Raw genomic sequence first — 12,356 nt, 5'->3', positions numbered from 1 at the left:
AACATGCGCTGCGCAGGATGCGGGCGGGAGCCATAGCTTTCCTCTCGACCCTTCTTCCGACCTCTGCATGCGCCCCTTGCTCCTTCTGCCTTCCCTGCTGGCCGTCGCGGCCACCGCCGTCGCGGCCACCGCCGTCGCGGCCACCGCCGCCGGCGCCCAGAATGCCGACTGGCCGGTGTACCACGGCAACGACGATCACACCCACTACTCCACGCTGTCGCAGATCTCGCCGGCCAACGTGAAGCAGCTCAAGGTGGCGTGGACCTTCGACACGGGCGACGCCTTCGCCGGGTCGGAGATGCAGGCCAACCCCATCGTCATCGACGGGGTCCTCTACGCCACCACCCCCAAGCTCCAGGTCATCGCCCTCGATGCGGCCACGGGACGGCAGCTCTGGCGCTTCGACCCGCAGAACGGCGCGCCCCCCACCTCCCGCATTCGGCACCGCGGCGTCGTGGTCACGGGCGACCGGGTGCTCTTCAACTACCGCAACCGGCTCTACGCGCTCGATCGCCGCACGGGGCAACCCATTCGCAGCTTCGGCGACTCGGGGTGGGTGGACCTGCGCCAGGGACTGGGCCGCCCCGTCGAAGGGCTCTCCGTGAGCGCCTCCACCCCGGGCGTTGTCTTTGGCAACCTGCTCATCATGGGCAGCACGGTGCCCGAGCAGCTGCCGAGTGCCCCGGGGGATATCCGCGCCTTCGACATTGCCACGGGCAAGCTGGTGTGGAGCTTTCACACCATTCCGCACCCCGGCGAGCCGGGCTACGACTCCTGGCCCCCCGACGCCTGGAAGGTGGCCGGCGGCGCGAACGCCTGGAGCGGCGTGACGCTCGACGCGGCGCGCGGCATGGTCTTCGCCGCCACCGGCTCGGCCAGCTACGACTTCTACGGCGCCAACCGGCTGGGCGACAACCTCTACGCCAACAGTGTCATCGCCCTCGATGCCCGCACCGGACAGCGGCTCTGGCATTACCAGGTGCTGCGGCACGACCTCTGGGATCGCGATCTCCCGGCCGCGCCCATCCTCGTGACGGTGCAGCGCGGCGGAAAAGCGGTGGACGCCGTCGCGCAGATCACCAAGACGGGGCACACGTTTCTGTTCGATCGCGTCACGGGGACACCGCTCTTCCCCATCGAGGAGCGCGCCATGCCCAGGCTGGCGCTCCCCGGCGAGAACCCGTCGCCCTCGCAGCCGTTTCCGGTGAGCCCGCCCCCCTTCGCCCGGCAGCAGCTCACGCGCAACGACCTCACACGGCGCACGCCGGCCGCGTACCGCGCGGCGCTCAAGACGTTCAATGAATACAACACGCCGCATCCGTTCACCGCCCCCAATGGCAAGGGGATCATCATCTACCCCGGCGTGGATGGCGGCGGTGAGTGGGGCGGGCCAGCCTTCGACCCGAAGACCGGCCTCATGTACGTGAACTCCAACGAAATGGCGTGGCTGCTCAAGCTGGTGCCGCGCAGCGATGCCTCGCTGTACGGGGCCAACTGTGCCGGGTGTCACGGCGCCAAGCGACAGGGCTCCGCCCTTGGTCCGTCGCTCCTTGGCATTGCCAGTCGGCGTTCGCGTGAGCAGATCACGCAGATGGTACGCGAAGGGACCGGGCGCATGCCGGGCTTCGGCGCCGCCATGGATGGGGGGGCCATCAATGACATCGTGAACTACCTCGTCACGGGCAAGGACGAAACCAAGGCCAAGGTTGCGGCGGCTCCCAGCCCGTACGCCCTGCCCTATCGCACGGCGTACTTCGACATCTTTCTCGACCACGAGGGCTACCCCGGCGTGAAGACGCCGTGGGGCACGCTCAATGCCATCGACCTCAACCGGGGCACGATCGCCTGGTCGATTCCGTTCGGCGAGTACCCCAAGCTGGCCGCGAAAGGGGTGAAGAACACGGGCACCGACAGCTACGGCGGCGCCATCGTGACCGAGAACGGGCTGCTCATCATTGCCGCCACCACCTACGACAACAAGATCCGTGCGTTCGACAAGGCCAACGGCACGCTGCTCTGGGAGGCCACGTTGCCTTTCGCCGGCAATGCCACACCCAGCACGTACATGGTGAACGGCAAGCAGTACATCGTGATCGCCTGCGGTGGCGGCAAGAACGGCGCGCCCAGCGGCGGCGTCTACGTGGCGTTCTCCCTGTGACGATCCCCCCACACCATCCGGGCGACGAGCCCACGACGCGGCCGCGCCCCGGTTCCTTTGCCACCTCCAGCGCCGCCGAGTCCGACCTGGGGTTCGGTCGTGTCGTGGCGCAGTCGGTGCGCGGGCGCTTTCTCTCGCCCGACGGCCACTCCACCGCACGCAAGCTCGGGCTGCGCGGGCAGGCGGCCGAGCAGTTCTACCTGCGTGCCCTCGCCACGCCGTGGCCGCAATTCCTGCTCTGGCTCGTGGGCGGCATCCTGCTGCTCAACGGCCTCTTCGCCCTCGCCTACCGGGCACTCGGCGACGCCGCGCTGGTGGGCACCGACACCCTCGGACTCACCGATCCGTTCCTGCGTGCCTTCGTGTACAGCGTGGGCGTGTTCACCACCACCGGCACCGATGGCGTACACGCCGCCGGTGCCACGGCCCACCTGCTCACCGTGGCCGAGGCGCTGCTGGGACCGCTCGTGGCCATGGTGGTGCTGGGCATCATCATTGCCCGGCTCACGCGGCCGCGCGCGCAGATCCGCTTCAGCGAATCGGCGGTCATCGCCCCGTACGAAGGCGGCCGCGCGCTCATGTTCCGCATCGTCAACGCGCTGCCCAGCGAGCTGACCGACGTGCGGGCGGCCGTGAGCATGACGTGGTTCGAGAACATCGACGGCCAGCGTGAACGCAACTTCCACCAGCTCACCCTCGAGCGGCGCGACGTCACCTTTTTTCCGCTGCACTGGACCATTGTGCACCCCATCGACGACGCCAGCCCGTTGCGTGGCGTGACGCCCGATCGCCTGCGGCGCGGCGAGGCCGAGATCCTCATCCGCATCAGCGCGCACGAGGAGACCTTCTCCACGCAGGTGTCGGTGAGTCACTCGTATGCGTGGGATGAAGTCACGTGGGACGCGAAGTTCGCGAACGTCTTCATCGAGTCCATCGACGGCGCGTTGGCCATCGATGTCGATCGCCTCAGCCGTTTCGACCGCCTGGCCGAGAACAGCACACGCGCCCCCGCCGCGCACGAGGGGCCGCCCATCCCCTGACGCACGCGCAGACCGTGCCCATCCCGGGCACGCTCAGTGCGCGTGCGGCGCGGCCGTGGTCAGGCGCATGGCATCGAGATCGAGCTCCTGCTCGAGCTCGCGCAGCACCTCGTCGGAAATGGCGCCCTCGTTGCGCAACCGCACCAGCATACGCCGCTCCGCCTCGCGCATGCGCTCGCGCAGCCGGTGGCGCGCGAGCGCTCGCGCGGGATCCTGCTGCGCCGCCAGCCGATCGCGCAGTTCGGCGCGCAGCCACGACACGTCATCGGCACTGGCCGCCCCTTCGGCGGCCGCGTCCTCCAGCGCATCGGATGCGCGCCGCAACGCCTCGATACGGGCAAAGCGCTCCTCCTGCGCGTGATGGGTCTCGGGCGCGAAGTGGAAGCGCCGGATGAGCGGCGCGAGGGTGCACCCCTGTACCACCAGCGTGAACAGGATGACGCTCATGGTGACGTACAGCAGCTCCTGACGAAACGGGAACGGCGCACCGTTGGCGAGCGTGAGCGGCAACGCCAGCGCCGTGGCCAGCGACACGATGCCCCGCATGCTCGTCCACGCCACGAGCGCCACCGCCCGCGGCTCCGGCGGGGGGTCCCGGCGGGCCAGGCTCGGGCTGAACCAGCGCGGGATCCAGGTGGCAATGGGTACCCAGAGCACGCGTACCACCACGCACACCGCACTGATCACCAGCCCCGGTGCAAGCAATGCCGGCAACGCCGCCAGCGAGGTGGCCTCGAGCAGCGCCGTGAACTGCATGCCGAGCAGCACGAAGATCATCGCGTTGAGCACGAACACCACGAGATCCCACACGGCCTTGGACTGAATGCGCGAGCGCGGCCCCACCACGGTGGAGAAGTGCTGCCGTACATACAGCCCGCCGGCCACGCAGGCGAGCACGGCCGACACGTGCATCTCCTCGGCGAGGATCCAGGCGGCGTAGGGGCCAGCGAGCGTGAGCAGGATTTCCGCGAGTTCATCGTGCGTGCGGCGCAACGCCCACACCAGCACCCAGCCCACGGCGAGCCCCACCAGCACCCCGACGCCGGCGTCGAGAAAGAAGCGCACCACCGACTCGCCGAGGCTGAACACGCCGGTCACGGCTGCGGCCACGGCCGAGCGATAGAGCACCAGCGCCGACGCGTCGTTGACCAGGCTCTCGCCCTCGAGCACCACGATCACCCGCCGCGGCACGGGCAATCGCGAGACCACGGCCGCGGCCGCCACGGCATCCGGCGGCGAGACAATTGCGCCCAGCGCCACGGCGACCGCCCAGGGCATGCCGGGGAAGAGCGCGCGCGCGGCGAGGGCCACGCTCACCGTGGTGGCCACCACCAGTCCGATCGCCAGCAGCCCGATGGGGCGGCGATTGGCCTTGAACTCGCGCAGGCTCGTGAAGAACGCCGCGGCCCAGAGGATGGGGGGCAGGAAGACGAAAAAGACGAGATCAGGCTGCAGCGTGGGCACGCTCACGCCCGGCACGGCTGCCAGCACGAGTCCGGCCACCACCTGCAATACCGGAGGAGGCACGGGCAGCCGACGGCCGAACGCCGTGAGCGCCACCACCAACGTGGCGAACGTGAGGCCAACCAGGATGGGAGAATGCGATTCCATGCGTGATGGGAAGCTCACCCCGTTTCAGCGAAAATGCACGGGCGCGGACTAGCTTTCGGGAATCACGTTCACTTCCGCCCTGCGATCCCGGCCATCATGTCCGCTCTTTTCTCCCCGCTCACGCTGCGCGGGCTCACGCTGCGCAACCGGATTGGCGTCGCGCCCATGTGCCAGTACTCGGCCGTGGACGGTCAGGCCAACGACTGGCACCTCGTGCACCTGGGCGCCTTCGCCACCGGCGGCGTGGGGCTCGTGATCAGTGAGGCCACGGCCGTGCTCCCGGAGGGACGTATCTCGCCGGCCGATCTGGGCATCTGGAGCGACGCCCACGTGCCCATGCTGCGGCGCATCACCGACTTCATTCACGCGCAGGGCGCCGTGGCCGGCATTCAGTTGGCGCACGCGGGGCGCAAGGCCAGCACGCGACGTCCGTGGGACGGCGGCGGCATGGTGTCGGAGGCCGACGGCGGCTGGCCGGTCCTCGGGCCATCGGCCACGCCCTTCGCGGCCGACTACCCGGTGCCGCACGTCATGTCGGGCGCCGATATCACCGCGGTGATCGAGGCCTTCGCCAGCGGGGCTCGGCGGGCGCTCGCCGCGGGGTTCAAGGTGGCCGAAGTACATGCCGCGCACGGCTACCTGCTGAACGAATTCCTCTCGCCGCTCACCAACGATCGACGCGACGACTACGGCGGCAGCTTCGAGAACCGTATCCGGCTGACCTGTGAGGTGGCGGCGGCGGTGCGTGCCGTGTGGCCCGACGAGGCCCCCCTGTTCGTGCGCATCTCCGCCACGGAGTGGGCCAACGGGGGGTGGTCGCTCGAGGATTCCGTGCAACTCGCCGTGCGTCTGGCCGCACTCGGCGTTGATCTCATCGACAGCTCGTCGGGGGGCAACGTGGCACACCAGCAGATCGACGTGCGCCCCGGTTATCAGGTGCCATTCGCCGCGCGCATACGGCGCGACGCGCACGTGCCCACCGCCGCCGTGGGCCTCATTACCGAGGCGGCCCAGGCCGAAGCCATTGTGGCCAACGGCGAGGCCGACCTGGTGCTGCTGGCGCGCGAACTGCTGCGACATCCCCGCTGGGCACTCGAGGCCGCACACGCGCTGGGCGCGGCCGGCGACTGGCCCAACCAGTATCTGCGCGCACGCCGGCGCTGACGCCACGCGGCGTCAGTGCCGGGCTTCTCTCACGCCACGCCGCCCAGCTGGCAGATGTGCGCCCACTCGGCCGCAGCCACCGGGACCACCGACAGGCGCCCCACCTTGATGAGCGCCATCTCGGCAAGCGCCGGATCGGCCTTGAGCTGCGGCAGCGTGACCATGGTACGAAACGGCTGCACCGCCTTCACGTCGACCATGTACCAGGTGGGCGTGTCGGGGTCACTCTTGGCATCGAAGTAGTCGTGCTGCGGGTCCCAGGCGGTGTGGTCGGGATAGCCTTCGCGCACGATCTCGCAGATGCCCACGATGCCCGACGGCTCGGCATTGGAGTGATAGTAGAACGCCAGGTCCCCTTTCTTCATGCCATCGCGCATGAAGTTGCGGGCGCTGCTGTTGCGGACGCTGTCCCAGCAGGTGGTGCGTTTGGGCGCCCGCTCGAGATCGTCCCAGGAGAACACGTCGGGCTCCGACTTGATGAGCCAGTAACGTTGCTCGCCGGGGGCGCGCGGCGCGAACACGTGCGCCCACGCGCCCTGCTCATAGGGCATCGACTTGGGGGCTTTCTTGGCAGGCATGCGCGGGAAACCCGTCAGGTCATGCAGCAGTTCCCACTGCCGCACCCACCGCGCGGCGGCCCGCTTGGCACGGCACAGGAGTCGCCGGACTGGCCGTGGGTGAAGGTGACCAACCCGCCCGACAGGACGCGACGCACCGGTACCTGAGTGTCCGGATGCCGCGTCAGCGGCGCGTCGGCCATCGACTGGCGAAACTCGAACCGTTCGGGCACCGCATCGGGAGCAGCGGGAATCGTTTCGTAGACGTAGATCGGCATGCCTTCAAGGTATCGCCCGCGTCAATTCCGTTCGGCACGGCGCGCCGTGGCCCCCTGCGGGACCGGGCTGTAGCTTCGCCCCATGCGACCACACCTTCCTGCCACCGGTTCCCTGACCGCGCTCCTGCTGTGCGCGGGGGCCGCGCCCGCGTGGAGCCAGGCTCCCACGACCGCGCAACTCACGGCCATCACCGACAAGGTCTTTGCGCCGTGGAACAGCACCCACTCTCCCGGCTGTGCGGTGGGCATTGCGCGCGGCGGCACCACGCTGCTCGAGCGTGGCTACGGCATGGCCGACCTCGCGGGCGGACGCCCCATCACACCCGGCACCATTCTGGAGTCGGGCTCCGTGGCCAAGCAGTTCACTGCCACGGCGGTCATGCTGCTGGTGGCCGACGGCAAGCTGCGACTGGAGGACGACGCGCGCAGCTACCTGCCCGAGCTGCCCACGTACGGGCGTCCCATCACGGTGCGCCATCTGCTTACCCATACCAGCGGGCTGCGCGAATGGAGCAACCTGGTGGCGTGGCAGGGATGGCCACGGGGCACGCGGGTGCACACGCAGGGGGACGCCTTCCGCATCATCACCAGCCAGCGCGCGCTCAACTATCCGGTGGGCGATCACTATTCGTACACCAACTCGGGGTACCTGCTGGCCCGCACCCTCGTGGAGCGCGTCAGCGGCCAGGACTTCGAGACGTTCACGGCCCAGCGCATCTTCGCACCGCTCGGGCTGACCCACACGTCGTGGCGCGGCAACTTCACGCGCATCGTACCCGGTCTGGCGCAGGCCTATCGTCGCACCCGCGGTGAGTGGCAGCTGGACATGCCCAACGACCATGTCATTGCCGCCGGCGGCCTCTGGACCACGGTGGGAGACTGGCTGGCGTGGAACGAGCATCTCACGAAGCGCACGCTGGGCGCCGCCGTGGTCGATTCGCTGAGCCGCCGCATGCGGCTCACCAACGGTATCGACATCGGCTACGCGCTGGGTCTCATGGTGGGGGAGTATCGCGGCACGGCGCAAATCGCCCACTCGGGCTCCACGGCCGGGTACAGCACGTACCTCGCCCGGTATCCGCAATTGGGCAATCTCTCCATCGCGGTGCTGTGCAACTCGGCCGGCGCACCAGCCACGAACTACACGCATGCCATCGTGGATGCGCTGCACCCCGAACTCGCGCGCCCCGCAGCGCGGGATACCGTTGCCGCCGACCTTGCTTCGTTGCTGCCGTGGCGGGGCCTGTACGAAGACACACGGTGGCACAGCGTGGCCATCATGGACACGGTCAGTGGCACCATGCGCCTCGATGGCGCGCCGGTGCGGCCGCTGCGCGACGGCACGTATCTCATTGGCAGCCAGGTCATGCGGCTGGCCATGGATGCGGACGGGCGGACACGCACCCTGCGCACGGTGACGAGCGACGGGGACAGTGTCGTGCACCGGTGGCGGCAGGCCGAGCGGTGGCGCCCCGGCCTTGCCGAGCTGCAGTCGCTGGCGGGACGCTACACCAGCGACGAAATCGGGGTCACGTTCGTGGTGGCGGTGCAGAACGGGACGCTCACGGTGAGTTCACGCCCGGGTGTGGTGGACACGCTCACCCCCACGGCGCGCGACGCGTTCGACGGCAGCGACAACGCCGTGTGGTTCACGCGCGGTCGCAACGGAACGGGGCGTGAGATGCACTTCGGGGCGAGCCGCGTCTGGCACTTCACGGCGGGGCGTGTGCCGTGACCGACGCTCATGAGTCGTCCGTGGTCCTCATCACCGGTGCCGCCACCGGCATTGGCGCGGCGTGCGCCCGCGCCTTTGCCCGCGCCGGATGGCGGGTGGCCATTGCCACCCTGCCCGCCACCCAGCGCGAGGCCGAAGTGGTGCAGGCCGAGTGCATCGCGCTGGGCGCCGACGCACTGGTCGTGGACCTCGATGTCACCGACGACGCGAGCTGCCGGCGCGCCGCCGACCGCACCGAACAGCACTTCGGTCGTCTCGACGGCCTCGTGAACTGTGCCGGCGTCACGCGCTTCGTGCCGCATCACGACCTCGAGGCGCTGCCCTCGAGCGAGTTCGGGCGCACGAATGAGGTGAACGTGTTGGGGACTTTCCAGATGATTCGCGCCTGCCGCGGGGCGCTCGAGCGCAGCGGACGCGGGGCCATCGTGAACTACTCGTCCATTGCCGGGTTGTCGGGGGTGGGGTCGAGCGTGGCCTACGCGGCCAGCAAGGGCGCGGTGATTGCCCTCACCCTCTCCACGGCGCGCTCGCTGGCCCCCCACATTCGCGTGAATGCCATTGCGCCGGGCTATGTGGCGGGCGGCCTGCCCAGCCGTGTGCTCGACCCCGAGGCGTTGGCGGCGGTGGAGGCGCGCTATCTCGAAACGCAGCCGCTCAAGCGACTGCTGCACCCCGACGAAGTGGCGGCACTCACGCTCTTTCTCGTGGATGGACCGGTGGGCATCACGGGCGAGGTCATCCGCATCGACAACGGCCTGCACCTCAACGGCTGACACGCATGCACACGGCACACGACGCCGAGATGGCCGACACGGTGCGCATCGGTTTCATCGGCACGGGGCTCATTGGCGCGCCCATGGTGGAGCGACTGCTCGAATGCGGGCGTGACGTGACGATCTGGAACCGCTCGCCGGCAAAGTGCGCACCGCTGGTGGCGGCGGGAGCGCGCCTGGCCCCCTCCGCGCAGCAACTGGCGCGCGACACCGATATCATCTGCCTCTGCCTCACCGACACCGCCGCGGTGAGGGAGGTGGTTTTTGGCGCCGGCAACCTCGTGGCCGGGCTGCGCGAGGAATCGCTGGTCGTGGACCTCTCCAGCATTGCCCCCGATGCCACGCGCGACATGGCACGCGCGCTCGCCGAGGGGTGCGGCGCCGCCTGGCTGGACGCGCCGGTTTCGGGCGGTGTGCCCGCCGCGCGGGCGGGTCGGCTCATCGTGTTCGCGGGCGGTGACGCCAACGATGTGGCGCGCGCCACGCCGGTGTTCAGTGCCCTGGCCCAGCGGGTCACGCACATGGGCGGGCACGGCGCGGGGCAACTCGCCAAGAGCTGCAATCAGCAGATCGTTGCCTGCAACCTGCTGGTGATTGCCGAGATGCTCGCCTTCGCCGAACGCGCGGGGGTGGATGCCTCGCGGCTGCCGACGGCGCTCGCCGGCGGCTTTGCCGATTCGCTGCCGCTGCAGATCTTCGGCCCGCGCATGGTGCACGACACCGACCTGCCACGCCTCGGCGCGGTCGGTACCTTCAACAAGGACATCGCGCAGGTGGTCCGTCTCGCTGAAGCCGTTGGGGCGGAGGTGCCCCTCACACGGGCGGCGCTGGCGCGCTATGCGGCGGCCCTGGCGCATGCCGACATCGGCCACGACGCCGATGCCTCGCGGCTCATTCGCCTGGTCCGGACGCCCACGGAGGGCGGCGCATGACGCGCCCCTTTCGCTCGAGCGCCATCTACGAGGGCACCCTGCGCGCCACCACGCACGCGTTTCTGCAGGCGCTCGGGCAGGACGACGACGAGATCCGCCGGCCGCACATCGGCGTGTTTCACACGGGCGGGGAGATGAGCCCGTGCAACCTGAATCTGCGCGAGCAGGCGCAGCACGCGAAGACCGGTATCTACGCGCATGGCGGCATGCCGCACGAGTGTCCCGTGGTGTCCGTCTCCGACGGCCTGTCGGTGGCGCACCCCGGCATGCGCTACTCCCTCGTGTCACGCGAACTGATCGCCGACAGCGTGGAGGCCAGCACCGAGGCCCACCAGTGGGATGGCATCTTCGCCATAGGCGCCTGCGACAAGAACCTCCCCGGACTCATGATGGGGATGCTGCGCTGCAACGTGCCGGCCGTGTTCGTGCATGGCGGGTCGGCGCTGCCGGGGCACTGGCAGGGACGCGACACCCACGTGGGCGAAACGTACGAAACCATCGGCAAGGTGCTCGCCGGCGAGGCGTCGGCGGACACGCTGCAGGCCCTGGCCCACGCCTGTCTCCCCACGGCGGGTGCCTGTGCCGGCCAGTTCACGGCCAACACCATGGGCATGGTGTCGGAGGCGCTCGGCCTCGCGCCGGTGGGGTCGAGCATGGTGCCGGCGGTGTACAGCGAGCGCGCCCCGCTCATGCGGCGCGCCGCGGCCACGCTCATGCGCGCCGTCATGGCCCATGGCCCGCGACCGCGCGACATCGTGACCCGCGCCGCGCTCGAGAATGCCTGCGCGGCGGTCTCCGCCACGGGCGGGTCCACCAACGCCGCGCTCCATCTGCCGGCGCTCGCGCACGAGGCCGGCATCGCGTTCACGCTCGCCGATGTGGCGCGCGTGTTTGCCCGCACGCCGCTCATTGCCGATCTGCAACCCGGCGGTCGTTTCTTTGCGCGTGACCTGCACCATGTTGGCGGGGCCGGTGTGGTGCTGCGCGCGCTGCTCGAGTCCGGACATCTCGACGGCCGTGCGCTCACCGTCACGGGGCGTACCCTGGCCGAGGAGTTGGCCACGGCGCCGGCACCCGACGGGCGGGTGGTGCATGCCGTGGCGCAGGCGCGCTCACCCGATGGCGGCGTGACCGTGCTCACCGGCAACCTTTGTCCGCACGGCGCCCTGCTCAAGACGGCCGGGTTGGGCACGCTGGTGCATCGCGGGCCCGTGCGCGTCTTCGAGTGTGAAGAGGACGCGCAGGCCGCCGTGGCGGCGCGGGCGTACGACGTGGGGGATGTGCTCGTGATTCGCAACGAAGGCCCGCGCGGTGGCCCCGGCATGCGCGAGATGCTGGGGATCACGGCGCTGCTGTATGGCCAGGGAGTAGGCGATCGCGTGGCGCTACTGACTGACGGCCGCTTCAGTGGTGCCACACGGGGGCTCTGCGTTGGTCATGCCGGCCCGGAAGCGGCCGCCGGCGGTCCCATTGCCGCGTTGCGCAACGGCGACATCGTGGCCATCGATGCCCGTCCGGAAGCGCGCACGATTGTCGTGGAGCTGAGCGACGAGGAGCTCGCCATGCGACTGGCGGCCGTAACGCCGTGTCAGCAGCCCGTGCGTGGTGGGCTACTGGAGAAGTACCGTGCCGTGGTGGGGCCGGCACACCGCGGTGCCGTGACGCACTCGGGGCCGTACGGCACCGCGTAGCGCGTCATCCCGCCTCGGACCTCCGACAACCGTCAGGCCTCGGACCTCCGACAGCCATCCGGCCTCCGAGGTCGGACCTCGGAAGTCGGACCTCGGATGTCGGAAGTCCGACGGGTACCGGAGGTCCGAGTCCCGATCCGTCCTCAGAGGTCCGACGCCGGAGGGAACCGCGAGGGCGGCTCCGCCGCGCCCCTGCCGTGATGCACTCGCGGCCGGGGATCGGGCCAAAGCGGATCCCGCCTCGGACCTCCGACAACCGTCAGGCCTCGGACCTCCGACAACCGTCGGGCCTCGGACCTCCGACAACCATCCGGCCTCCGAGGTCGGACCTCGGAAGTCGGACCTCGGATGTCGGAAGTCCGACGGGTACCGGAGGTCCGAGTCCCGATCCGTCCTCAGAGGTCCGACGCCGGAGGG

10 protein-coding genes are annotated in these 12,356 nt (G+C 69.8%); 7 read left to right on the top strand and 3 right to left on the bottom strand.

Features of this window, described 5'->3' with window-relative positions; genetic code table 11:
• Positions 1–67 precede the first annotated feature (67 nt).
• Both LW840_RS17180 and LW840_RS17175 read left to right on the top strand, forming a co-directional pair.
• Positions 68–2,158 carry a PQQ-binding-like beta-propeller repeat protein gene (locus LW840_RS17180; RefSeq protein ID WP_291277455.1) on the top strand — a complete coding sequence of 697 codons (2,091 nt, stop codon included), beginning with the start codon at positions 68–70 and terminating at the stop codon, positions 2,156–2,158.
• Entirely contained in the window at positions 2,155–3,198 is a 1,044-nt protein-coding gene (locus LW840_RS17175; protein WP_291260150.1) for a hypothetical protein, read from the top strand. The genes LW840_RS17180 and LW840_RS17175 overlap by 4 nt, the downstream gene beginning before the upstream one ends.
• 33 nt (positions 3,199–3,231) lie before the next feature.
• On the opposite strand, the gene LW840_RS17170 is transcribed toward LW840_RS17175, so the two are convergent.
• Complete coding sequence (locus LW840_RS17170) at positions 3,232–4,809, bottom strand: Na+/H+ antiporter (RefSeq protein WP_291260151.1); 1,578 nt, start codon at positions 4,807–4,809, stop codon at positions 3,232–3,234.
• A gap of 96 nt (positions 4,810–4,905) precedes the next feature.
• Between LW840_RS17170 and LW840_RS17165 the strand changes: the two genes are divergently transcribed.
• On the top strand, positions 4,906–5,973 hold the full coding sequence (locus tag LW840_RS17165) for an NADH:flavin oxidoreductase/NADH oxidase (RefSeq protein ID WP_291267254.1): 1,068 nt from the start codon (positions 4,906–4,908) through the stop codon (positions 5,971–5,973).
• A 29-nt stretch (positions 5,974–6,002) separates the two neighbouring features.
• On the opposite strand, the gene LW840_RS17160 is transcribed toward LW840_RS17165, so the two are convergent.
• Together LW840_RS17160 and LW840_RS17155 are read right to left on the bottom strand one after the other, a co-directional pair.
• Complete coding sequence (locus LW840_RS17160) at positions 6,003–6,551, bottom strand: EVE domain-containing protein (protein ID WP_291273785.1); 549 nt, start codon at positions 6,549–6,551, stop codon at positions 6,003–6,005.
• 14 nt (positions 6,552–6,565) lie between these two features.
• Complete coding sequence (locus tag LW840_RS17155) at positions 6,566–6,808, bottom strand: hypothetical protein (protein ID WP_291263601.1); 243 nt, start codon at positions 6,806–6,808, stop codon at positions 6,566–6,568.
• 82 nt (positions 6,809–6,890) lie between these two features.
• On the opposite strand from LW840_RS17155, the gene LW840_RS17150 reads away from it, so the two are divergent.
• From LW840_RS17150 to LW840_RS17135, 4 genes are read left to right on the top strand one after another with little or no spacing between them, the layout of a single operon-like run.
• On the top strand, positions 6,891–8,543 hold the full coding sequence (locus LW840_RS17150; protein ID WP_291269706.1) for a serine hydrolase domain-containing protein: 1,653 nt from the start codon (positions 6,891–6,893) through the stop codon (positions 8,541–8,543).
• Positions 8,540–9,316 (top strand): SDR family oxidoreductase, encoded by a 777-nt coding sequence (locus LW840_RS17145; protein ID WP_291277454.1) that lies wholly within the window; start codon positions 8,540–8,542, stop codon positions 9,314–9,316. Before LW840_RS17150 ends, LW840_RS17145 begins: the two co-directional genes overlap by 4 nt.
• A 5-nt stretch (positions 9,317–9,321) precedes the next feature.
• Positions 9,322–10,248 carry an NAD(P)-dependent oxidoreductase gene (locus LW840_RS17140; protein WP_291277453.1) on the top strand — a complete coding sequence of 309 codons (927 nt, stop codon included), beginning with the start codon at positions 9,322–9,324 and terminating at the stop codon, positions 10,246–10,248.
• On the top strand, positions 10,245–11,939 hold the full coding sequence (locus tag LW840_RS17135; protein WP_291267249.1) for a dihydroxy-acid dehydratase: 1,695 nt from the start codon (positions 10,245–10,247) through the stop codon (positions 11,937–11,939). Before LW840_RS17140 ends, LW840_RS17135 begins: the two co-directional genes overlap by 4 nt.
• Positions 11,940–12,356: the final 417 nt, after the last annotated feature.

The organism is Gemmatimonas sp. (genome assembly GCF_021298855.1).
Classification (GTDB): Bacteria; Gemmatimonadota; Gemmatimonadetes; order Gemmatimonadales; family Gemmatimonadaceae; genus Gemmatimonas.
The sequence above is the reverse complement of the archived record's forward strand: the minus strand, read 5'-3'. Positions and strand labels throughout refer to the sequence as shown.